The sequence below is a fragment of the Spirosoma fluminis genome, assembly GCF_054778895.1.
Genome location: NZ_BAAGZD010000015.1, coordinates 11,636 through 33,789 on the forward strand (window position 1 = coordinate 11,636; position 22,154 = coordinate 33,789).

Here is a 22,154-nt window from a genome sequence, read left to right on the forward strand (position 1 = left end):
GACAGAAAACCGCCAGCGGCAAGCCAAGTACGATCCCGAGCGGGTAATCGCGCTTTTGTTGGGGAGTGCCATACAGAGTATAAAACAGGCCATGCAGTACCCAATAAAAACCCAGCAAAACACCAAGCATTAGGAGGTAATCCAGCCAGGCAGCTTCTCTATATTTACGTTGTCATTCGCTGGTTTCCTGAACAAACAAATGACAGCCGGCAATGGATTTCAACGGCTCAAAATGGTTAGTGCCCGTAATCGAGGCTTCTTCAGATTCTCTTCACATTTTGTGATTAGTCTTACGGCGAAATCCAATAAATGATGAAGACGGCCTTTCTTGCCTTCCTGCTAACCTTAGCGATAACACCAGTATTTGCCCAGAGATCTCTGCGCATCCGGGTCGAAGATAGTCTTTCGCACGAACCGGTTGTTGGTGCCACGGTCCGGACAGCGACAAAACCTAGTATTGGGGCCGTTACGAATGTCAACGGCCTGGCTGAATTAGCTAATCTACCCGCAGACATTAAAACGCTTACCATTAGCGCCGTAGGTTATGAAACCTCCCTAGTCCCGCTTACAGCTAGTGCCGACACCCTTACAATTAAGCTGCACAGCCAGGATGAATCCCTGGAGGAAGTGACGGTAACGGCTACCCGTACAAACTCCCGTATTGAAGACCTGCCCATTAAAGTAGAAGTGTTAGGCCAGGAAGATATGGACGAAGAGAGCGCTGTCGTACCGGGAAACGTCAGCAGTATTCTGGGCGACATTTCAATTATTCACGTTCAGCGCACGTCGGCGGTTAATGGCAATCAGGCCCTTCGGATGCAGGGCCTTGATCCTAAATACACGCAGATTCTACGGGACGGTCTGCCGCTTTACGAAGGGTTTTCCGGCAATCTGGGCGTCTTGCAAATTCCGCCCCTCGACCTGAAGCAGATTGAGGTCGTTAAAGGCTCCGTGTCTACCCTATACGGCGGGGGCGCTATTGGCGGGTTGATCAATATTGTGTCTAAAACGCCGACATCTACCAAACCCGAATTTACGGTTCTTGTGAATCGTTCGGGTTTGAAAGAAAGCAATAGCAATGCCTATTACTCTCAGAACTACGGTAAAACTAGCCTGACCTTGTTTGCGGGCTATACCAACCAGCAGGCTGTGGACGTAACGAGCGATGGCTTCACGGACAGTCCGATGATTCGGCAACTCAATCTGCATCCTCGTTTTTTCTGGAATCCGTCGGATCGCACGCGGTTGAATGTTGGCTATACTTTCACTAATGAACATCGCGCTGGTGGATGGTTGGCCGCCGTCGACGGCGATGAGCCAAATCCGTCGAATGCTTACCAGAACACAACGGCCCTGAGACGCCACACGATTGATTTTAACGCCAGCCATAACACATCGGAATCGAACACGATTACCTTTAAAGGTGCATTTAGTGCCTTCAATCGCCAGAATACGGATTATGGTAAATATTCCAAAGGACGCCAATCGTCGGTGTATCTGGAAGCAAATGATCTGATTCAGTTTGGCAAGCACCAGCTTATTGCGGGGGGTAACGTAACCGTTGAGTCCTTCCGCAAAGGAGCTGATAGCACCCGTCTTGTGGATTATACCTACCAAACGCTGGGCGCGTTTGTGCAGGACGACTGGCAACTGGCCGGGAAAGTATCATTACAAGCGGGGTTACGGTTTGATCACCCCTATACATTTGGCAACTTTCTTTTACCCCGGCTGTCGGTCAAAATCAAGCCGTCCGCCCCCTGGACGGTGCGCGTGAGTGTAGGAACGGGTTATAAAACGCCAAACCTATTTGTGAACCAAACACCCGGTCAGTTAAACGTCAGCCTGATTCCAGCGCGGCTACTGCCGATTGATGTGAATGCCGTTAAAGTCGAGCGGTCTGTTGGAGCAAATATGGACATCGCCTATTCGAAGTCATTCGAAAGCGGGCTTTCGATACAGGTCGATCAGGCGTTTTATTACACGTACATCAACTCGCCGGTGGTTGCCACATTTGCCAGCACTTCGAGTTCATTAGGCGCGTATACCCAACTTGCGAATGCTCTTTACAATATATTCAGCGTCGGAATGGACACCTACGTCCGGCTGGAATACAACGATTATGAACTGTATTTGGGCTATAACCATACCTTATCACAACACACGGGCGTTGACAATACCTATTTACCACTTGCCCCGCAGGACAAATTCTCGACGACACTGGCCTGGGAGAACGAGCATTTTCGTTTCGGGGTTGAAAGCGCTTTAGTTGGCACCCAATACCTCTATAACAATCAGCGCGTACCGAACTACTGGTTCTTCGCCGGAGCTGCGGAGTATCATTACAACGAACACTGGCGGCTGGTGCTGAATGCCGAAAACCTCTTCAATATTAAACAAGCGAATTACGAAACCGTCGTCACCGGCCCCATCTCACAACCCACCTTCCGCCCTGTCTGGGCACCACTCGAAGGTCGCATCGTGAATCTGGCACTGAAATACACGTTGTAAAAAGAATGCCAAACGATTCTGTCCGGTTCCTAGAGAAGGGGCAGAATCGTTTGGCAGCTATTCATATCACTTTAATACTCCTGCTCCAGCGGGTGAACCATGAACTCGTCGATGACAACGTGGGCGGGGCGGCTGACGATGAAGAGCATCGATTCGGCCATATCTTCGTTTTTGAGCCAGTTTTTCGAGGTATCGTGGCCATGTCCTTTTTCGTGAAAATGGGAGTCGACCAAGCCTGAATACACACCCGTTACCTTGATGCCAAACGGCCGAACTTCCTTACGTAACGCGCCCATAAACGCTTCCTGGGCGTATTTACTAGCCGTATAAAGCGAACCACCGGCAAATGTTCGTTTCGCTACGTCCGAAGCCACGACCACGATATGCCCCGATCCCTGCGCTTTCAGGGTAGGCAACGCAGCTTTGGTGAGTAAGAACGTACCCTTCACGTTCGTTGCCATGAGGTTATCCCATTCATCGACGGAAATCTCATCTACGTTCTTGAAGACGCCATAACCTGCGTTATTGATGACAATGTCGATGCGCCCGAAACGATCCAGAGCCGCCTGCACAACACGTTGCATATCGACTTCGCTCGTCACGTCGCCCGGTATGGCAACAACCTTACCCTGACCGTCAGCTTCAACCTGCCTGAGCTCAATGACATTGCGGGCCGTAACAACTACGCTTGCACCATGCTGAGCTAATAGCAGAGCCGTAGCCCGACCGATCCCACGCGAGGCACCGGAAATGATAACCGTTTTGTTTTCTAAAGTCATTGTCTGGACATTTGGGTACAAAGAACGAAAAGAAACTGTAGTCAATTTACACTTCGGTCAACACCTATATGCACGAATCCATAGCTGACAAACTCAATCAACTGGAACAGAAATTTGCGGCCATGGGCCAGGACATGGCCTCTTACCTCGAAGGGTTGCTGCAAGCGGATTACCTCACGTATTGGGATTACGTTCACCTCGAAACGCTGCTGTCGTTACAGACGCCCAAAACCACCTATCCTGATGAACTGATCTTTATTACGTATCATCAGATCACCGAATTGTATTTCAAGTTGATCCTGCACGAGATTGCCCAGATTGCCGATACCCAGCCATTGACAGCACCGTTCTTCGCGGAGCGGATGGGCCGCGTCAACCGCTACTTCGACTTACTGGAGCAGTCATTCAGCATTATGGTTACGGGTATGGAGCGGGAGCAATTCCTGAAATTTCGAATGGCCCTCCTGCCCTCCAGCGGCTTTCAATCTGTTCAGTTCCGAGAGATAGAGATCGTCTCTACAGACTTTATTAATCTGGTCGTTGCGCCAGATACATCGACAGATCACAAGCCCATTGCCGAGCTGTATGATTTTATTTACTGGAAACGGGGTGCAACCGAGTTAGCTACGCAGCAGAAAACGTTAACCCTCCGACAGTTCGACCAGCATTATGGCGACCAGTTGGTTCGATTAGCTGAAGTCTACAAGCTCAAAAACCTATACCGGCGGTATAAGCAGTTAGACCAGACGGGTTTGGCCACTGACGAGTTAATTGCGGCCCTGCGGGAGTACGATTGGCGGGTAAACGTCCGCTGGAAATTAGTTCACCTCCGCTCGGCGGTTCAATACCTGCACAAAGAACCCGAAGATATTAAAGCAACAGGTGGCACCAACTGGCAATCGTATCTGCCGCCTGTTCAACAGCAACGCGTGTTTTTCCCAAGTCTGTGGTCAACTGACGAACTGCAAAACTGGGGGCAATCCATACATCCGCCAGTTAAACCAACGTAAGCAGGATAAAGCCAAACGTGGGCCGAATGTGCTACAACTGCTTCCTCTTGAAATACCGAATCATTTCCGGGTATTCCATTCCTAAAGATAGGCCCGTTACGGCCTGCGTAATACGTTTCGTTTTGGTCTCAACGGTCTTGGCGCTTTCGATCCAGTTAGAGAAATAATTCTGGTGGCCTTTGGTCAGCCCGTTGAAGAAGTCGAGTGCCCTGGGGTCGTCTTCCAGACACGCCATCAGATCAGCGGATACCGGCATGGGCGAATCGTCAACGTCGATACTAACCCGAACGCTGGCTCCTTCTTCTTTTCGAATTCCCCGACGCATGGCCGCATTAACGGCCAGAATAAATCGTCCTTCGCCCATTGGCACTAAAGCGACCTGCTCAATTGGGTGATTATCCAGCGTTCCCTTTACGCGAAAGGCCGTTTTCTGACCAGGTTTGAGGGATTCGGTGATATCGAGCGGAATATCGATGTATGTCCAGCCAAGCGTGGCCCGGCCGGTTTTTTCGCCTTTTTCACCGAAGCGTTGTAGAAGGGCAGTGAAGGTGTGCATGGTGTTTGAATAAATCCCAGAGAACAGAACGAAATCACTTGTCCATTCAGTAGCTATACTTTGCTAACGTGGCACGTAACGACTCGGCCATCTCCTGGACTAAGCTTTGCGGTTGTAAGACGTTCAGATGTTCACCGTAGCTCCGCAGGTGCATCAGCAAATCACGGTTTGGGGCTAAACGTAGTCGAATCAGGCATTCGGTGTCGGTATCGCTGATGACCTCCTGAGTTTGGTGGATCGGTTTCGCTTTCACGTATCGACCAAACAAAGGGGAGAACGACAGAATAATCTCTTCGACGGGTCCGCTGCTGTCGGTAATGCCGTAAATGTGCTCGAATAACTCGCTTACGTTGGTCAGAATATTGGGTGGCACATCGCAGGGGTCGTCCAGTATTTCGAGGTCGCTCATCCGGTCGAGGGCAAACGTTTTTTCGCGGCCGCTGGGGGCGTCGTACCCAATTACGTACCAGCTGTCCCACACTTCACGTAACAGGATCGGGTGCAGAATACGGAGCTTTGGCCGTTCCTGATCGGGTATCGGATTTTCGTGCTTGCTGTACCGAAACGCGACTTGTCGATTCTGGTTTACCGCCCGGATCAGCACCGGTACGTATTGCCGATTACCACCCAAAATCTTCTCCTCTACGTATACAACCCGCCGGACCGGGCCAGCATCCGCGCCCGTGTCGCGCTTTACTTCGCGAATAATGTCCAGACTTTGCCGCACGCGTTGTAAGGCATTATCCAGCTCATTAGCTACCGATGCGCCTTGTGTTGCGGCTAAGACCTCACTGGCCTGCTCCATGGCTTCCATATCGTCGGGCGAGAGCATCAGCCTCAGCAGCCGAAACTGCGGGTCGGTATAGTAGTAGCCGTTACGTCGCTTGCAGTAAGCAATGGGTGCGTCGTGGTCCTCACGCAGCCGTTGAATGTCTTTCTCCAGCGACGAAACCGACCGGATGCCGCACTTATCGCGGCACAACTCAAACAGCTTCTGCTTGGAAAACTGGCGAGGATAGCGGCTGATGATCTCATCAATTAACCGATAACGCTGAAAGGCAGAACGAGTGATGGGCATAAGGAAAGGGGCAATGGGTGCTGTCAGTGTTTGTCATTCCAACCGGTACGCCGGTCGGAATGACAAACATCACGAAAATATTTTCGCAATAAAAGAAGAACGGAAAAAGATTACGTTTTGCCGGGTAGAACTTTGTTCTGTGAATTTTAAACAACGATACTAATGAACACGCTATTTCAGACCCAGCCACAGAACACGTTACGGCCCTTGTACCCAACCGCTCAGCGGTCAACCATACCGGCTCAACGCCCCACAAAACGCACTGCGTTATCGGCTCAGCAGCTTCTGGACGTTGAATTAGGGTTGTTTCTGCTTTCACAACTCCTGCCGACAGCGCCACCCGACGCCTTACCCAATTTGCTGGTCGATAAAGGCAGCTCATTTCTGGACCGTCCGACCTGGACTCCAAAGCAACTCCGCCTGCTGAACCGCGGACGGACTATGCTCAGCCACGTCCAGCAATGCACCATCTGGAATGCCCTGCTCGACGCGTACGTGACCATTCCTGAGCGTTTACAAGCCTACGACATCAGCACCGACCGCAGCCGCTTTAGCGAGAAAACGGTTGGTTTCTTCCGAAATCGAATCATTACGTTGCGGCAAACTGTGGCCTGATCCTTTCTTTCTTTTTTTAAGTATTTAAGCGTAGCGTACCCATGTTTACCGGTCTATTACAGCAGCTTACCAACGTAATGAATCCCGCGGTTGCGTTAAAAAAGATTCAGCTCTCATCTGACCTTCCTAAACCCAAACCTATTTCTAAACCTGTTTCCCAGTCCGGTACCTTATCGACTCCGCCGGGGCGGGTGGCCAAGCTGATTATGGTGACGGCCGAAAACAACAATAAGTTTTATGAGATGCGCGAGAATGATAATGGTACGTTCACTGTGCAGTATGGCCGGGTGGGCGGCACGCACAGTACGGCAACTTATCCGCTGGCGCAGTGGGATAAAAAGTTTCGTGAGAAAGTGGCGAAAGGCTACGTAGACCAGACCCATCTCTTCGCGAAGTCAACAACGGCTACTGATGCCAGTACCATCGACAATGTCGCCGTACGTGGGCTGATGACCCGACTACTGGAACTGGCCAATCGCTCAATCCTCCAGAACTACGTCGTAACCGCCCAGCAAGTAACTCGCAAACAGGTGGAAACGGCCCAGCGACTGCTCGACGAATTAGCAGCACTCGTAGCCATTGGCGTAGATATTGATACGTACAACCATAAGCTACTCGACCTGTTCAAGACCATACCGCGCAAAATGGGCAAGGTCAACGAGCATCTGGTGTTGCAGACGCCCCAGTCGACCGACGATCTGCAGCCCTTGCGCGACCGACTCGCCAGCGAGCAGGACACCCTCGACGTGATGCGGGGGCAGGTAGAGCTTACTCAAGCAAACGACACCCCCGACCAGGCTCCGCCATCGCTGCTGGAATCCCTGAATCTGACTATGGAGCCCGTTACCGATGAGCGCGCACTGTCCCTGATAAAGCGCATGATGGGTGCCGATGTCAATAAATTCGACGCGGCTTTCAGCGTCAGGCAAGCTAATACACAGGCCGCTTTCGACGCCTATGTAAGCCAGCAAACGAACCGAAAAACACAGTTACTCTGGCATGGCAGCCGAAGCGAAAACTGGCTTTCAATTTTGAAGACAGGGCTGGTGCTGCGACCCGCTAATGCCGTGATTACCGGCAAGATGTTTGGGTATGGCATCTACTTTGCAGATCAGTTCAGCAAGTCATTAAACTACACCTCGCTGCATGGATCATCCTGGGCTAGAGGTATGCAACGCGAAGGCTACCTGGCCATTTACGAAGTGCACGTCGGAACGCAATTGGTAGTGAAACAGCACGCAAACTGGCATACGCAACTCGATGCCGATCGGCTGAGACAAATCGACGCTGAGTACAATTCCGTGTTTGCCCAACGAGGTGTGAGCCTGCTTAAAAACGAATTTATTGTTTACAACCCGGCCCAGTCGACAATCCGGTACATGGTTAAAATTAAAGTCTGAGATGAACGCAGCACTCAAACAAATCACCCCATCGGCTGTACGCATGGCCGCTACCACCTTAATCCTGGCCGAGGGCAGCACATCGACACTTATTGTCAAGCAGTTTCTGCGGAACCGGGGGTATCAGGCCTATCAGGCCGAAGTCTCGAAGTGGTTATTCGTCGTGGCCCTGGAAGAGGATTGGGCCATCAATGACAACGGTCTGTTCCGGGTTTATTACTTCCCTACCCTACCGGCCTTACCGCAATAAAGAGCGGGTGGGAAAAGCAGTGAAAAATATTTTTTACGCAAAGAGAACAACGTAAAAAAATTACGTTCATCAAGTGAGATCTTTGACATAACAACAGCATACAACGGCCCGACGTATCGGGATTCAATCCAACTGCTGACAGTAAACAACAAAGACAAATGAACACTGTAATGACTTCCGCTCGTGCCACCGCCCGCCCGGCCCTGACCAGCCTGATGCGCTGGCAGGAGCCGCTGGCGACTCGCCTGCGCCACCGTTACGCTTTACCGGGTATGGTGACAAACCGTCTGCTTAATGTAGAGCTGGGGTTGTATCTCCTGACGGAGTTGTTACCCCTGTGCCCTCCGCACTCGTTACCCGACCTGCTCAACGGACAGGGAGAGGCCTACAAACAACGGCCTATCTGGTCGCCCCGGCAGCACCGGGCGTTAAGCCAGGCGCGGGCCTTATTGGCTCCTTACCGCGATCGCACCGTTTGGTACAAAGCTCTGGACAAATACGCGACTTTAACGCCGGAAGTGCGGGCATTCTCAATCAGCGTACGGGGTGGCTGGAACCCTGAGATTAGCAGCTACACCCTACGTGAGCGACTGCAACTGTTTCAGGGCGCTTTGGCGTAATAAAAGTAGACTATTCCTATTCCTTTTTCTTATGAAGTTCCTTTCGATTGAGCCATTTATTCCTTCCGGTAGCGACTATGAAAGCTCGAAGCAACTGTTTCAGGCCCTGGGCTTCCAACTAAACTGGGAAGCGGATGGCATGGCCGGTTTTGAACGCGACGGCTGTAAATTTATACTACAGCAGTATGATAACGTGAGCTTTGCCGAGAACCTCATGCTTAGTGTACGTATCACCAATGCGGATGAATTCTATTGGGACGTAACGGAAAAACAACTCGCCGAGAAATTCGGTATCCGGGTAAGCAAGCCTATCAATCAACCCTACGGCCGCGAAGTAAACCTGATTGATCTGGCCGGTGTGTGCTGGCACTTTGTGGAATAAATATATCAATGTTGTCTAGGCGGTGCCTAGAATGAACTGACGGCTTCGTAAGTGAGTAGATGCTGTTTATAATGCATTCACTACCTTTGTAAAAATACGTGCTACATGAACTGGCAGGAGTACATAGTTGCAAATGAAGAGGTCTTGTCGGGGAAATCAACCATTAAAGGAACAAGACTATCCGTTGAATTTTTGCTGGAACGGCCGAGTGTCACCGATGCAGACGTCACCGGTTTTGCTATTGCTGAACAGCGAATCATCCTGACGTTCGACGGTGATTATGGAACGCTAATCTTCAAATAGGGTTATCGCCCACCCGGCGTTGTTTACTTTCGATTAGCCAATATTGCTGCCGACGAACCGGCGTATATCCTGATGAATATATTGAAAGAAGGGTACTTAATCGACAATATGCATACGGTTGTTGAGAATGACAAGATACGTCAGCGTCGGATAGCTCAGGAGTGATACTTTTGTCGGTGATTTGAATGACCTTATGTGAATGCCCGCTTAACTTAATGGCCAGTTAACCTAATCCATTTAGCCTACATTCACTTCTTATGAACAGACGGAGCTTCATCAAGCACAGTTCAGTCGTTTCCGTATCCGCAACTTCTTTGGCAACAGCCGCCTGCTCATCGCCTAAAGCAGCCGAGTCAACCGATAACTCCACCCACTTTGACGATACATTCGCCCTTAGTGAGCTAACCGTCTCCGATCTGCAAAAGAAGATGCAGTCGGGTGAGTACACGTCAGAAGAGATTACGCAACTCTACCTCGACCGTATTGAGGCCATCGACAAGAAAGGCCCTGGTTTGAACGCGGTAATTGAAGTCAACCCCGACGCCCTGAAAATTGCCAAAGCCATGGACGAGGAACGCAAAGCCGGTAAGGTACGCGGCCCCATGCACGGCATTCCGGTACTTGTCAAAGACAACATCGACACGGGTGACCAGATGATGACTACCGCTGGCTCATTGGCCTTAGAGGGTCATAAAGCAGCAAAAGATGCGTTTATCGTTGCTCAGTTACGGAAAGCCGGAGCCGTCATATTGGGTAAAACCAACCTGAGCGAGTGGGCAAACTTTCGCTCAACCCGGTCGAGCAGTGGCTGGAGCAGCCGGGGTGGACAAACGCGCAATCCGTACGTACTAGACCGGAATCCAAGCGGCTCCAGTTCAGGTTCCGGCTCGGCGGCATCCGCTAATTTATGTGCCGTAGCGGTAGGCACCGAAACCGATGGCTCTATCATTGCTCCGTCGTCACACTCTGGGCTGGTTGGTCTCAAGCCAACAGTGGGGCTGGTTAGTCGCAGCGGCATCATTCCCATCTCGAAGACACAGGACACCGCCGGACCAATGACACGTACCGTAACCGATGCCGCCATTTTGCTGAGTGCGCTGGCGGGCGTCGATCCGGCCGATACCGTTACGTTAGAAAGTGGTGGTAAGAGCGCGACCGATTACACCCAATTTTTGAAAGCCGATGCCTTACGTGGCAAGCGTATTGGCGTCGAAAAATCATTCTTGAAAGGGCACGAAGCCGTCGTTGGCCTCTACAAAGAGGCTATAGGGGTATTGAAAAAGCAGGGCGCTACGGTTGTCGAGATTGAACTGATGAAAGGGCTTGGCGAAACGGGCGGAGCCGAGTTTACCATGCTGCAATACGAGTTCAAAGACGGCCTAAATCGCTACCTGTCTACAGCCAACGCGAAGGTTAAATCGCTGGCCGACGTGATTGCTTTTAACAAGCAGAATGAGGCCAAGGCCATGCCATTCTTCAAACAGGAAACCCTCGAAAGCAGCGAAGCCAAAGGCGACTTAACCAGTAAAGAGTACACCGATGCACTGGCCAAAACACGAACCTGGCGCCAACGTATCGACCAGCTCATGGCGGCAAACAAGCTGGATGCCATCGTCGGAACGAGCATTGGCTTTGCGGGTTGCATCGATCTCATCAACGGCGACTACGACACCGGCTTTTACTTCTGCCAACCAGCCGCCATGGCCGGTTACCCGCACCTGACCGTCCCGATGGGAAACGTTCACGGCCTACCGGTCGGCTTCTCCTTCATCGCCAGTGCCTACCAGGAAGGGCCGTTACTCGCCTTGGGCTATGCATATGAGCAAGCGTCGAAGAAGCGGGAACGGCCTACGTTTGTGCCCGTGTTGATTCCTGGAGTAAATTAGGTAATCACACAGATATTTTTTCGGGTAATGCCACTCTGAATTATCTTGTACTCCCTATTTTACTTGTATGGATTATTATCTCGGCGTAACAGACTGGCGTTGGTACAACTTTCTAAGCAACCGTGCTCCGGAAGACGTTAATTTTTGGCAACCCGGTGGTAAGAGCGCATTTCGTGCACTTAAGCCGGGCGGTGCTTTTCTATTCAAGTTGAAACATCCGTATAATGCTATTGGAGGACTTGGCTTCTTCGCGGCTCAAAGCCAACTACCACTGTCGCTAGCTTGGGATGCATTTGAATCACGTAACGGATTTGATTCTATAGAAGAATTTCGGGCTGTAATTCAGACATATCGCAAAACGTTGGAACGTAATCCAGTTATTGGTTGCATTGCCTTAACTAATCCTATATTTTTTCGCAGGGAGGACTGGATACCAGTGCCAGAAGATTGGGCTAACAGCATTGTACAAGGCAAGAAATATAATTCAAGTAACAGCACTGGAGCAGGTTTATGGAAACAGGTCGAGACGACGCTTACTAACTATCTCACAACGGTTCCTGGAAAGCAAGAGTCATTTTTAGTAGATGAAGAAGAGCCACATTATGGGAACTCAGTATTAAAGAAAGTAAGAATCGGGCAGGGAGCTTTCCGGCTCTCTGTAATCGATGCTTACCAAAAACGATGCTCAATTACGGGTGAGAAAACATTGCCTGTGCTGGAAGCGGCTCACATTAAACCGTTCTCGGAATCGGGTCCGAATCAAATAGCCAACGGTTTGCTACTACGCTCGGACATGCACAAATTATTCGACGACGGTTATATAACAGTTACGCCTGATTACAGAGTTGAAGTAAGTAAACGTATTAGGGAAGAGTTTAACAACGGCCGAGAGTATTATCAATACCATGGTAAACAGCTAATCATCTTGCCAGAGTTAGCCCTCAACAAGCCTTCCGCAACCTATCTTGATTATCACAACAACACAATCTTTCGTCCGTAACATCAAACCCCTCCCTGTGTCAATGGTTTCCTGCCCTACGCTTTAAGCTCTATAGTTATAAGGTCGGTTCGTATTGTTATCATCCGTTCGTTCACCAAACCTACAAAATTAGCCCATTCATTGTCTCAACAACCGACCATCCAACGGTAGCGGACGCTGGGCAACTACCTCCACCTGAGCGAACGCCGGGTGTTGCGGGTGCAGCAACAGGTTGTAAGATGTGTCAATAATGGCTGAGGGAATAGCAATGGCCAGGGAAAACGGATCGAGAAGCCAGTCGGTCAGGATAGTTTGGGTTTCGGCCAGGGTGCCGGCTCGCCAGTAGGGTGGTAATCGGTTGGGGTTAAGCCAGAAAATGGCCTTGTCGAGATCGACGGGTAGGCGGATGGTGCTAAGCCAGAGCCGGGGCAGTTCAGGCAACGTAAGCGGAGGTAAATGAACCAGCGTTTCGAGTAAAGCCAATTCGGGTGTCCGGCTGGTATATAGGATGCCAATACCCTTGGGATTCCAGCGGCCTCCGTGCCGATAACTTCCAATAACGGATAACGGATCGGTATGGTACGGTTCTTTGTTGATGCGATAAACTTCCATGCGTAATCACCCAACAATGCCCCATTCGATGCGGCCTAGCACATCATCTACCAATGAAAACCCGGATACTGTATCGAGGACGGCTAAGGGCGATTGAGAAACAACTGATGCGGGGGTTTCGGCAGTTGCAGACGAGCGTTCATAAGTCGGCCTGGGTTCCTGAAAACTTCCCATTTCACGCACCGACACAGACTGCTGGGCTTCAACGGGCGTTTCACGGTAACCTAATTCATTCAAAGGCGTGCGCAGCCAACGACTCAACAGATCAGCTCGGCCATCGAACACCGCCAACCCGTGTCGGATCAGTCGTTCGAGTAACAACAACCGCTCACTGGCTGCCAGCGTCAACAATTCATCAGCCTGTTTCCCGTGCAATCCTCGAATGGACATATTCAGAATATGCGCCATCTCTTTATCGGTCAAGCCAACCAAACTGGCAACCTCGTCAACTCGCCGACGTAGTACACCCTTACGAGCTTGCTGAATCAGATCTGATACAGGGCGCTGGTATGATTTAATTGCCGATATAGGTGTTGCTCGAGGAGTGTTCATTATAATCACCGATATGCATATAGTGCAAATATACACAATAGTAATGGCAAATCTACCGCATCATTTCTTCTGATAATCTTCCACTAGGTCCCCTACTCGAAACAGGACATACCTTCTGGTACCAAGGGGAATCAATCAAATAACTACTGTTTGAAAGTTACAGCGATGGCTTCGCTCAATAGGACTAGTGCAAAAAATGCAATGGCTGATGTATGATGGCCTGATTTATACCATACGAACGCCGTGCTACCGAACAGTACTAACTTGAACATCGACAGATCGGGATACACAAGACGATGGTCTGACCGAGGGGCTGCATAGTACCCCCATAAAACTATCGCTATGGCAGGTACTCCAATGGCTAATACGTACTTCCAGCCATTGCTCTCTCCCGTTTCGTATCCCCAGGCACCTAGCATGTAAAGCATACATAGTTCGAGTGCGAAAGCCAGAACCTGGTTTGTGTATTTCAATATGGTTATCATTTATTGATCAACACGAGCTATTGAATTACAGATGAAAAGCTAACACATATCCCTGACGGCGTACCGCAATCTAGCCATTACGTGTAGCTAATCAGGATTCTTGACTCGTAGGGTCGTAGTAAGAATGAAGAACCAGCGTAGTTGGATACAACTACTTCTCCGGCTTCAAGTTCTGGTACGTACACGTCACCGTCCGAGAAGTTAGCCAACACTAGTATACGCTCTTCGCCCAGTGTGCGTTCATATACCCAAACCGAGGGATGATCGGGCGACAAGTCTTTATACGTACCCTCCCAGATGACGGGCGTTTTCCTGCGCCAACGAATGAGTCGCTTGTAAAAGCTAAGAATCGAATCATCCCGCACCTGCTGATCCGCTACGTTGGTTTGCGTATAATTTGGATTTACCTTGAGCCAGGGGCGGCCCGATGTGAAACCCGCATTCGGCCCATTATACCACTGCATGGGCGTACGGGCATGATCGCGGGCAATGTAGTTGACCGATTCGAGAAAGGCCGACTCGGACACTTTTCCGGTTGCCACCAGCGCTTTGTAGGCGTTAAGCACCTATACGTCGTTGAACTCGGTTATGCTGTTGAAGTGGCAATTGGTCATACCGATCTCGTCGCCCTGATAAATGGTTGGCGTACCGCGTTGCGTCAATAAAACGGTGGCCAGCAGGGTAGCCGATTCGTACTGGTAATTCGCTACGTCGCCGAAGCGGGATACGCATCGCGGATTGTCATGATTGCCAAAATAGATATTTTGCCAACCCGCTCCCGTATCGCCTTCGTTCTCCATCGCGCGGTCCCACGTATCGAAGATATGCTTCAATTCCAGCAAGGCATACTCCCGCGCTGGTTTAGAAAAATGATGTTCATCGCGTGGGATGGCGTGGCCGAAATGATAGATCATGTCTAGTTCATGCCGATCTTCGCCCACGTACAGCTTTGCCTGTTCCGACGAAATACCCACGCCCTCACCGATGCTGATGCAGTCGTACTGACTCAGCACTTCGCGATTCATTTCCCGCAAAAACTCGTGAATCCGTGGACCGTTGGCATAGACTGACGTATCACCAAACCGACCAGACGGATAATTAGGGAATCTCTGATCTTTTGACAGAAACGGAATCACATCCATCCGGAAGCCATCTACGCCTTTGTCGAGCCAGAAGCGCATCATCTGGTAGACATCCTGCCGCAGCTTCGGATTCTCCCAGTTTAAATCCGGCTGTTTGTCGAGAAATAAATGCAGGTAATACTCTCCCGTTGCTTCATCGAACGTCCAGGCCGGGCCGGAGAAAATCGATAGCCAGTCGTTGGGCAGATTGTTCTGTTCCGATAGATCCTGAATTGATTGATGGTCTATCGGAACGGGAGGGCGCCAGATGTAGTAATCGCGATACGGATTGTCTTTGCTTTTACGGCTCTCCACAAACCACGGATGTTCGTCAGAGCTGTGATTGACGACCAGATCCAGCATTAACTTCATGCCGCGCTTGTGCACACCAGCCAACAGCTCATCGAAATCGTCCATATCGCCGAATTCGGTCATAATGGCTTCGTAATCGCTGATATCGTACCCATTATCAGCGTTGGGCGATTGGAATATAGGGCTAAGCCAAAGTATGTCGACACCCAGATCATGCAGGTAATCGAGCTTCTGGATAATACCCATCAGATCGCCTACGCCATCGCCGTTTGAATCGTTGAAACTCCGGGGATAAATCTGATAAATGATCGCGGATTTAAAGTCACTCATGAAACTACCAAATCATGTTAACCTGGTCTTTGTACCAATGAAAATTAGGCTGTCCAGACACAACCGGCCAGTATCCCATAAGGCTACAACCAGATTACGTCTATTGAAGGAATTACGGTGGTCGTCGAAAATCAGCTACCGCATCAATTCATCAAACGTGATGCTCACGTAATACAGGCCACCAATTTGCGCTAACCCGTACCCTTGGGTGTAATACTGGTTCAACAGGTTAGTCCCGCCCAGCTTAACCACGGACTTAAACGACGGGACTCGGTACGACACTTGTGCGTCGAGGCTACTCCACGAGGGCAACCATACATCACCCTGGGTTGTGCCCTGCTCTATCCAGGTTTCGTCTGTCCAGCGATACGTAACAGTAGCCCCAAGTCGGTTCGTTATCCGGCTATTGCTCAGGCCGATGTTGTAGCGGTTCTTAGGCGAATTGAAGTAGTTACGTCCCTGCTGCGACACTTCCGGGCTACTCATCTCTCGTTTGACAATGGGTCTGCCCGAACGATCGCTCAGGATAGTTCCCCGTGCATCGCGGAGTGTTACTAACCCGTTCTGATACGCATAGTTCCCGTGCAGCGTGTACCCTTTACCAAGACTGTATTCGACGCCAAATCCGATTCCCCGGACAAAAATTTCGTTCGAACTATTGACGTTTACCAGCAACGGCCGGTAGTTTGACGGTGTTAACAGAGCCGCAGGGTCACCGCCGGGTATCAGCAGTTGATTAAGCGGTTGCGTTGTAATAAAATTGGAATAACGGCTGGCAAAGTAATAGGCATCGATGAAGAACCGATCAGCCACCAGCGCCTTATACCCAATCTCCCAGGTTTTAAGCGTTTCGGCGGTAAACCGAGTGGGGTCAATTACAAACGCCTGGGGTGCTGTTAAGGTCGTGTTGCCTGGAGAAGACATTACTTCAGCCTGCAAATAACCCGGATTGGCATTCAGTCCTGCCCCGTTATAGGCCTGTAGCAATCCCCCCACTTCACCTCCCTGCCCGATTGGCGGTACTCCAAACAGTTGCAGGGGTGATGGATTATGGAACGCGGACTGCCACGACACACGCAGGTTATGCACACCAGAACTAACCACAGCCGCTGCCCTTGGTGTCAGTATGCCTTTGAGATACTGATTTTTGTCGTACCGGGCAGAAACGGTAGGTTTTACCGACAGCGCGCCAATCGAAAACGATCTCGAAGCTTCCACATAAGCGCCTACTTCGTTGATGGTATATTCCGACCCGTCGGGGCGACGTACAAACAGCGTTCCGCCCGACGCCAGCGCGTAATGGCGTAGGCTGGCTCCGGCAATAACGGTAGCGGCTCCGTGCAGCAGCTTCGTAAAGTCATACATACCCTCGTAATGCCACAATGCCGAATTGTCGCGGAAGCGTAACCCCCGGTTCGTGGTCGAGCCCGGAATAAAGTTCGTATTGAACGTATTCGCGTAGGCATCCCGAACCCGGTTGAACTCCGGCGAACCCGGCAGGTAACGCCCTCTGTCGGCTACCGAACGCGCCAGGTCAATACCCCCGTTCTTCCCGCCGTCGAAATAAGCTAATCCAAATTCAGACGCCCATTGATCCAGTGGTTTCCAGGTGTTGTTGATGGCTCGTGCCGTTTGGCCGATGTTCCAGCCTTCGGCGCGCTGCTGCGTGGTATACGCCCGCAGAAAAAAGTGATCACCACGCAGTTCGGCTTTGAACTGATTACGTCGGTAGTCAGGAAAATACTCCCGGAATTCGGCCGTACGAATAAAGTTGCCATTCCCGTAATACCACCCAACGGAGGCTTCGATCGTGTTAGTTAACTTATAATGCAGCGATACGTCGGCGCGGTTGTTGAACACCTTCCCATTATTGCCGAGTACGTCAAGCTCCGTATAGCCGGTGCGGGTGACCAGCTTATTCCGTAACAACGAGTTTGCATAATCGCCCGGAAACAGAAACGCCCCACCGGTATTGATATCGTCGCCGTAGCGATTGACACCATCGTACTCAAAATTTGTGTTCGAATTATTATTCGGCACGTAGCTAATTCCCGTTGCTACCCCGCCCCGAACGGGGTCTGTACTGAAAAACCCAGTACGAGCGCGCGTTGAGCGGTCGCTGTAATCATCGGCGATAAAATCCGTAGCAGTTATCCGCTGAAAATTAACCTTAAAGGCAAAGCGGGTACCCAGTTGCCTGGCGTAGCGAATGGCGTAGTCTGAGTAGGCTTTAGCTCCAGAACTAGTCTTACCAACATTATTAACCCCGATTTTCACCTGGGCGCTCAGTCCCTGATACGTAAACGGACTCTTGCTGGTTGTCGACAGTACGCCCTGAAGCGCATCGGGTCCGTACAAGGCCGATCCCGCGCCCGTCATTAACTCCATACTCTCAATGTCGAGGTCGGGAATGCCAGTGACTGAACCAAAGCCAAATCCGAAACCCGGTGCCCGGTTGTCCATGCCATCGTTAAGCTGCAAGAACCGGTTGTTATTGTTCGCGCCGAAACCCCGTGCGTTTACCGACCTGAACAGCAGGCTCTGCGTTATCAGATCAACGCCCTTAACGTACTGGAGTGCATCAAACGGCGTAAGGGCTGGCGAGTTGGCGAACTCCTGAAAACCTAACTTTTCGATGGTTACGGGCGCTTTTCGAATATCTTCAGACACCCGGCTTGGCAACGTAACGGCTTCATCGGTTACGGTAGCTTCTTCACTAAGTTTGACGTTTACCGCTCTGAAATTAGAGCCACGTACCGCAACCGACTGTCGGCTGTATCCGCCCAAAAAGGCCTGTAGAGTTAAAGGGAGCGATTCGGCGGTTTCCAGATTGAACTGGCCATCAGCATCGGTTGTCGCGCTCGTTGCTGTTCCCCGGATCGAAATGGTTACGCCACCCAACGGCTGACTTTTTGCGTCGGTAACCCGCCCCGCAATCTTAATCTGCGCCTGAGCAGCTCTACTACACAAAATTGTGAAGTACAGAAAAAGGAGTAGTTGTTTCATAAGTGTCGTTCGTTGGATAAGAAGCCCGGTCATTCACAAAGACAAGGCTGACAAAGATACGCCATCGAACAACCACCTATTAAACACAGACCCTGAATCCTATCGCCTAGCCTTCCAGCGATAAGAATCAGGGTCTGTGTTCAGCACTGCGTATAACTATACCTGGCTTAGAACGAGTAACGCAACGTAACGCTATACGTACGTGGGTCGCCGACAATGCCGGCATAATGACCCGCACTTCCTGGAGCGGCCAGTAACTGCTCAAAGTAATTGGTGTTGAACAGATTCCGGCCCCAGACGAAAACGGTGATGCCGGTAGACGCTCGGAATCCAACCCGGCCATTGATCAGCGAATAGCCCTCGATGTTCAGGTATTTCGAAGGCGATGGGCTCGACGAGAACGAGGACCGGTAGAAAGCATCTACCCCCAAGAAGTAGTTTCCTTTCAGGCCAATAAACTTTCCGCGCGCGGTTGCCTCGCCCCCTGCAGAACCTGACCATTTCGAGATACCGGGCAGTACGCCACCCGACACATCTTTAAAAGCTTGCTCGCTACCTGTTTCTTCCAGCGGCACCGGCGCATTCCTGAATGATACGTACTTACCGTCCGTGTAGGCAATGGCAGCGTTTAAGGTCAGGAAATTAGCGACGCGGATGTTTCCGTCTACTTCAACCCCCAGCACACGCACTTTCTCGGCATTGGCCAGATAGCCCCGGTTTACGCCCGGCTCAGGCGTTTGTACCTGCGTCTGGTAATCTTTGATTTCCGTGTTGTAAAGCACTACGTTCAGGACAGAATTCGGAGTCGGTTTTGTTTTGACGCCGAATTCGACGTGTTTCACAAACTCGGGTTTCACCTTCGCCAGATCAAGCAGTACCTGCCCGTTGGCCGTTGGTAAGCCGCCAATGTTGATTCCGACCGGTTTATAGCTGATCGCGTACGTACCAAAAGCATTGATCGCGCTGCCAGCTCGGTATTGCAGGGTAAGCTGACCCGAAAAATTATCCGACGATACGTCGGTATCAAACGCCTGATTCGTATAGACGCCGTTTTTCAGGGCTAGTAGAGCTGGGTCGGTCGTTTGCAGACCGCCGTAGGTTTCGCGTTTGTAATTGGCAACCTTCTTGTCATAGTTATATCGGATACCGGGCAGAACGTGGATTCGATCCGTTACAGCCCAGTCAAGCTGCCCAAAAGCTGCTAAACCCGTGCTCTGGATTCGGTTGGTAGTACGAATACCGAAGTTATCGAACAGGCCTGGGGTTTTCCAGAGGGCGCTGGTCGAACTTTGGGCAAATCGCCACTGCGCCGAGCCGGCCTCTTCGGTCTGCACGGGGTCAGCTTTTAAATCCTGCCAAAGACCGAATAAACCAACAACGCCACTCAAGCGGGAAGAAACCCGCCCCGAATACCGGACTTCCTGCGACCACTGATCATGAACGGAGTTACCGGCTGAAACGGTAAAGACGGGTAAACCGATGTAGTCACGGTCGTTCAGCGGGGTCCACTGCCAGTGCCGCCATGCCGTGGTCGAGGTTAACGTACCGTTCCCGATTTTCAGATCCGCATTCAGCGATACGCCACCCAGGTTGTTATCGGCTTTCGAGGGCGTATCAAGGTCAACGATCCGATCGAACGCGCTTGAGTAGGGAAGCTTGTAATTTAAATCCGCAATGATAGCGTTGAATTGCCGGTAGGCCGCCCGTTTGGTCGGTACAACACCAGCAACCGGCCAGCCGTAGCCATTCGGTTTTTGCTGAGTCACATCCCCGATCAGGGTAATCTTTACGTTATCGGAAGGTGTGTACAGGAGTTGCCCACGCACACCGATATTGTTAATATCATTGATAGACTGTTGGGTATGCACATTGTAAAATGTTCCGTCCCGCTGCGTACCCGTAAACGATACCCGCGCAGCCAGCTTCTTGCCCAAAGGCCCCGTGAGTGAACCCTTGGCCTGGATGTACCCGTAATTGCCGTAGCTCAGTTCAAACGTTCCACTCGGAGTAAAACCAGCAGGACGCGTGGTAATGTTAAACGCTCCGGCCGTGGTGTTCTTACCAAACAACGTTCCCTGAGGGCCGCGCAACACTTCAACCTGCTCAATATCAATAAAATCGAGAGCCGTAGCCGCCGGACGGGCGAAGTAAACACCATCCACATAAAAACCGACGCCGGGATCAATTCCATCGTTTGTCAGGCCGTAGGTAGAGCCTAAGCCGCGAATGTTCAGCGTCGTGTTACGGGCGTTAGACGCATACAACTGAACGGTCGGTACCAGCTCTTTCAACCGGTTCACGTTAAAAGCGCCAGCATCTTCGGCCCGGTTTCCACTCACGATTGAAATGGGAATGGGAACATCCTGCGCCGACTCCTGACGGCGCCGGGACGTAATAACAACGTCGTCCAGTTGATTAGCGCCTTCTACGAGCTGAATTTCTACGTTGTTATCGCTGATAACGGTTTCTTTGGTCTGATAGCCGACGAACGATACAACGACGGTGAACGGAAGTTTCTGCCCCGTGAGCAGATTAAACTGGCCGTTTATATCGGTTGGGCCGCCATTTGTTGTCCCTTTTATGGTTACGGTAGCTCCGATCAATAACTCCCTGGTGCGTGCATCAATGACTTTTCCCGATACCGTGGAGTTGATAACCGGGGCATTCTGAGCCGATAAAAATGAGGGTATAAAAATCGCTCCCAGTACCAGAACAGATTTTAAAAATTGCTTCATTCTCAGTTGTAGTTAGCAGTGTATTAATGTTCGTCAATGCACAGAGAGCCTGGTTTTCAATTCATTTTTCCATCTCTCCCTATACTCCCGGTTGTAGATAGACTATTAGTACTTATAATCTATTGAATTAGTAGGGATTGCAAAGAAAGGCGTATATTGCTGGCACTTCCAAACAGTAGAGCTGATTATTTTGGTGTCTTATTCATTTTTCTTGTTTTGAAGCTAGCCGTTCGCGGAAAAAGCCAATTCCAACGCATCAGTTAGTTGCCTGAAAAAAGCTGTACTATTTGTAGTTCCCCTTTTGATTCCGAGTACAATTCAGGCCCAGCAACCGACACTGCCCAAACTAGTTCTGGAACAAGAACAAGCCTGGCTTGGGCATTTCAATCAAACCCGATTCAATAATCATTGGGGTATCTGGCTAGACATTCATCACTGACGTACTGACTTTTCCGATTGGCTGAACCAGAATTTATTCCGGGCCGGACTAGCCTACTACGTCGCCGACAATCTATGGCTCACGGCGGGCTATGCCTATGCCGGATCTGCTTTATCGCCCAGTGGTACCATTCGGCCTGAGCATCGGCTCGGGCAACAATTCTGGTAGACGGGCGGGCCGGGCGGTTCAATCTGTT

At 50.7% G+C, this 22,154-nt stretch carries 19 protein-coding genes and 1 pseudogene; 11 read left to right on the top strand and 9 right to left on the bottom strand.

All coding sequences use genetic code 11. From position 1 onward, the window contains the following. Positions 1 to 312: 312 nt before the first annotated feature. On the top strand, positions 313 to 2,508 hold the full coding sequence (locus tag ACYVBJ_RS17540; RefSeq protein ID WP_460983611.1) for a TonB-dependent receptor: 2,196 nt from the start codon (positions 313 to 315) through the stop codon (positions 2,506 to 2,508). Between the two features lie 71 nt (positions 2,509 to 2,579). On the opposite strand, the gene ACYVBJ_RS17545 is transcribed toward ACYVBJ_RS17540, so the two are convergent. After that, a complete protein-coding gene (locus ACYVBJ_RS17545) occupies positions 2,580 to 3,287 on the bottom strand; it encodes an SDR family oxidoreductase (protein WP_460983612.1) in 708 nt (235 codons plus the stop codon). A gap of 68 nt (positions 3,288 to 3,355) precedes the next feature. On the opposite strand from ACYVBJ_RS17545, the gene ACYVBJ_RS17550 reads away from it, so the two are divergent. Beyond that, on the top strand, positions 3,356 to 4,297 hold the full coding sequence (locus ACYVBJ_RS17550) for a tryptophan 2,3-dioxygenase family protein (RefSeq protein WP_460983613.1): 942 nt from the start codon (positions 3,356 to 3,358) through the stop codon (positions 4,295 to 4,297). A 31-nt stretch (positions 4,298 to 4,328) separates the two neighbouring features. On the opposite strand, the gene ACYVBJ_RS17555 is transcribed toward ACYVBJ_RS17550, so the two are convergent. Beyond that, a complete protein-coding gene (locus ACYVBJ_RS17555; RefSeq protein ID WP_460983614.1) occupies positions 4,329 to 4,853 on the bottom strand; it encodes a YdeI/OmpD-associated family protein in 525 nt (174 codons plus the stop codon). A 46-nt stretch (positions 4,854 to 4,899) separates the two neighbouring features. Further along, complete coding sequence (locus ACYVBJ_RS17560; protein WP_460983615.1) at positions 4,900 to 5,931, bottom strand: helix-turn-helix transcriptional regulator; 1,032 nt, start codon at positions 5,929 to 5,931, stop codon at positions 4,900 to 4,902. A 162-nt stretch (positions 5,932 to 6,093) separates the two neighbouring features. On the opposite strand from ACYVBJ_RS17560, the gene ACYVBJ_RS17565 reads away from it, so the two are divergent. The 8 genes from ACYVBJ_RS17565 (at position 6,094) to ACYVBJ_RS17600 (ending at position 12,387) form a co-directional block, all read left to right on the top strand. Further along, the gene (locus ACYVBJ_RS17565) at positions 6,094 to 6,546 is read left to right on the top strand and encodes a pPIWI_RE_Z domain-containing protein (protein WP_460983616.1); all 453 of its coding nucleotides are present in this window, start codon (positions 6,094 to 6,096) and stop codon (positions 6,544 to 6,546) included. 41 nt (positions 6,547 to 6,587) lie between these two features. Beyond that, the gene (locus ACYVBJ_RS17570) at positions 6,588 to 7,946 is read left to right on the top strand and encodes a WGR domain-containing protein (protein WP_460983617.1); all 1,359 of its coding nucleotides are present in this window, start codon (positions 6,588 to 6,590) and stop codon (positions 7,944 to 7,946) included. Between the two features lies 1 nt (position 7,947). Next, entirely contained in the window at positions 7,948 to 8,196 is a 249-nt protein-coding gene (locus ACYVBJ_RS17575; RefSeq protein ID WP_460983618.1) for a hypothetical protein, read from the top strand. A 158-nt stretch (positions 8,197 to 8,354) separates the two neighbouring features. After that, positions 8,355 to 8,816 carry a pPIWI_RE_Z domain-containing protein gene (locus tag ACYVBJ_RS17580; protein ID WP_460983619.1) on the top strand — a complete coding sequence of 154 codons (462 nt, stop codon included), beginning with the start codon at positions 8,355 to 8,357 and terminating at the stop codon, positions 8,814 to 8,816. 31 nt (positions 8,817 to 8,847) lie between these two features. Continuing rightward, entirely contained in the window at positions 8,848 to 9,198 is a 351-nt protein-coding gene (locus ACYVBJ_RS17585; protein ID WP_460983620.1) for a VOC family protein, read from the top strand. 105 nt (positions 9,199 to 9,303) lie between these two features. Then, the gene (locus ACYVBJ_RS17590; RefSeq protein ID WP_460983621.1) at positions 9,304 to 9,501 is read left to right on the top strand and encodes a DUF433 domain-containing protein; all 198 of its coding nucleotides are present in this window, start codon (positions 9,304 to 9,306) and stop codon (positions 9,499 to 9,501) included. A 257-nt stretch (positions 9,502 to 9,758) separates the two neighbouring features. Next, entirely contained in the window at positions 9,759 to 11,387 is a 1,629-nt protein-coding gene (locus ACYVBJ_RS17595; protein ID WP_460983622.1) for an amidase, read from the top strand. A 67-nt stretch (positions 11,388 to 11,454) separates the two neighbouring features. Continuing rightward, a complete protein-coding gene (locus ACYVBJ_RS17600; protein ID WP_460983623.1) occupies positions 11,455 to 12,387 on the top strand; it encodes an HNH endonuclease in 933 nt (310 codons plus the stop codon). Between the two features lie 117 nt (positions 12,388 to 12,504). Here the strand turns inward: ACYVBJ_RS17600 and ACYVBJ_RS17605 are convergent, their stop codons facing one another. From ACYVBJ_RS17605 to ACYVBJ_RS17630, 6 genes and pseudogenes are all read right to left on the bottom strand, one after another. Further along, on the bottom strand, positions 12,505 to 12,978 hold the full coding sequence (locus ACYVBJ_RS17605; protein WP_460983624.1) for an RES family NAD+ phosphorylase: 474 nt from the start codon (positions 12,976 to 12,978) through the stop codon (positions 12,505 to 12,507). A 6-nt stretch (positions 12,979 to 12,984) separates the two neighbouring features. Next, on the bottom strand, positions 12,985 to 13,530 hold the full coding sequence (locus ACYVBJ_RS17610; protein WP_460983625.1) for an antitoxin Xre-like helix-turn-helix domain-containing protein: 546 nt from the start codon (positions 13,528 to 13,530) through the stop codon (positions 12,985 to 12,987). 143 nt (positions 13,531 to 13,673) lie between these two features. After that, the gene (locus ACYVBJ_RS17615; protein ID WP_460983626.1) at positions 13,674 to 14,015 is read right to left on the bottom strand and encodes a YrdB family protein; all 342 of its coding nucleotides are present in this window, start codon (positions 14,013 to 14,015) and stop codon (positions 13,674 to 13,676) included. A gap of 77 nt (positions 14,016 to 14,092) precedes the next feature. After that, positions 14,093 to 15,778: pseudogene (locus ACYVBJ_RS17620) on the bottom strand (glycoside hydrolase family 13 protein). A gap of 135 nt (positions 15,779 to 15,913) precedes the next feature. Beyond that, the gene (locus ACYVBJ_RS17625; RefSeq protein WP_460983627.1) at positions 15,914 to 18,784 is read right to left on the bottom strand and encodes a TonB-dependent receptor domain-containing protein; all 2,871 of its coding nucleotides are present in this window, start codon (positions 18,782 to 18,784) and stop codon (positions 15,914 to 15,916) included. Positions 18,785 to 18,951: 167 nt separating this feature from the next. Then, positions 18,952 to 21,519, bottom strand: a complete 2,568-nt coding sequence (locus ACYVBJ_RS17630) for a TonB-dependent receptor (RefSeq protein WP_460983628.1) — start codon at positions 21,517 to 21,519, stop codon at positions 18,952 to 18,954. 460 nt (positions 21,520 to 21,979) lie between these two features. Between ACYVBJ_RS17630 and ACYVBJ_RS17635 the strand changes: the two genes are divergently transcribed. Then, positions 21,980 to 22,126 (top strand): DUF2490 domain-containing protein, encoded by a 147-nt coding sequence (locus ACYVBJ_RS17635; protein ID WP_460983695.1) that lies wholly within the window; start codon positions 21,980 to 21,982, stop codon positions 22,124 to 22,126. Positions 22,127 to 22,154 lie beyond the last annotated feature (28 nt).

What these genes read in the sequence shown, in the direction of transcription:
- ACYVBJ_RS17550 (WP_460983613.1), top strand. Translation starts at nt 3,356, where the DNA reads ATGCACGAATCCATAGCTGACAAACTCAATCAACTGGAACAGAAATTT.
- ACYVBJ_RS17615 (WP_460983626.1), bottom strand. Translation starts at nt 14,015, where the DNA reads ATGATAACCATATTGAAATACACAAACCAGGTTCTGGCTTTCGCACTC.
- ACYVBJ_RS17575 (WP_460983618.1), top strand. Translation starts at nt 7,948, where the DNA reads ATGAACGCAGCACTCAAACAAATCACCCCATCGGCTGTACGCATGGCC.
- ACYVBJ_RS17570 (WP_460983617.1), top strand. Translation starts at nt 6,588, where the DNA reads ATGTTTACCGGTCTATTACAGCAGCTTACCAACGTAATGAATCCCGCG.
- ACYVBJ_RS17540 (WP_460983611.1), top strand. Translation starts at nt 313, where the DNA reads ATGAAGACGGCCTTTCTTGCCTTCCTGCTAACCTTAGCGATAACACCA.
- ACYVBJ_RS17630 (WP_460983628.1), bottom strand. Translation starts at nt 21,519, where the DNA reads ATGAAGCAATTTTTAAAATCTGTTCTGGTACTGGGAGCGATTTTTATA.
- ACYVBJ_RS17590 (WP_460983621.1), top strand. Translation starts at nt 9,304, where the DNA reads ATGAACTGGCAGGAGTACATAGTTGCAAATGAAGAGGTCTTGTCGGGG.
- ACYVBJ_RS17600 (WP_460983623.1), top strand. Translation starts at nt 11,455, where the DNA reads ATGGATTATTATCTCGGCGTAACAGACTGGCGTTGGTACAACTTTCTA.
- ACYVBJ_RS17545 (WP_460983612.1), bottom strand. Translation starts at nt 3,287, where the DNA reads ATGACTTTAGAAAACAAAACGGTTATCATTTCCGGTGCCTCGCGTGGG.
- ACYVBJ_RS17580 (WP_460983619.1), top strand. Translation starts at nt 8,355, where the DNA reads ATGAACACTGTAATGACTTCCGCTCGTGCCACCGCCCGCCCGGCCCTG.
- ACYVBJ_RS17595 (WP_460983622.1), top strand. Translation starts at nt 9,759, where the DNA reads ATGAACAGACGGAGCTTCATCAAGCACAGTTCAGTCGTTTCCGTATCC.
- ACYVBJ_RS17585 (WP_460983620.1), top strand. Translation starts at nt 8,848, where the DNA reads ATGAAGTTCCTTTCGATTGAGCCATTTATTCCTTCCGGTAGCGACTAT.
- ACYVBJ_RS17560 (WP_460983615.1), bottom strand. Translation starts at nt 5,931, where the DNA reads ATGCCCATCACTCGTTCTGCCTTTCAGCGTTATCGGTTAATTGATGAG.
- ACYVBJ_RS17555 (WP_460983614.1), bottom strand. Translation starts at nt 4,853, where the DNA reads ATGCACACCTTCACTGCCCTTCTACAACGCTTCGGTGAAAAAGGCGAA.
- ACYVBJ_RS17625 (WP_460983627.1), bottom strand. Translation starts at nt 18,784, where the DNA reads ATGAAACAACTACTCCTTTTTCTGTACTTCACAATTTTGTGTAGTAGA.
- ACYVBJ_RS17605 (WP_460983624.1), bottom strand. Translation starts at nt 12,978, where the DNA reads ATGGAAGTTTATCGCATCAACAAAGAACCGTACCATACCGATCCGTTA.
- ACYVBJ_RS17610 (WP_460983625.1), bottom strand. Translation starts at nt 13,530, where the DNA reads ATGAACACTCCTCGAGCAACACCTATATCGGCAATTAAATCATACCAG.
- ACYVBJ_RS17565 (WP_460983616.1), top strand. Translation starts at nt 6,094, where the DNA reads ATGAACACGCTATTTCAGACCCAGCCACAGAACACGTTACGGCCCTTG.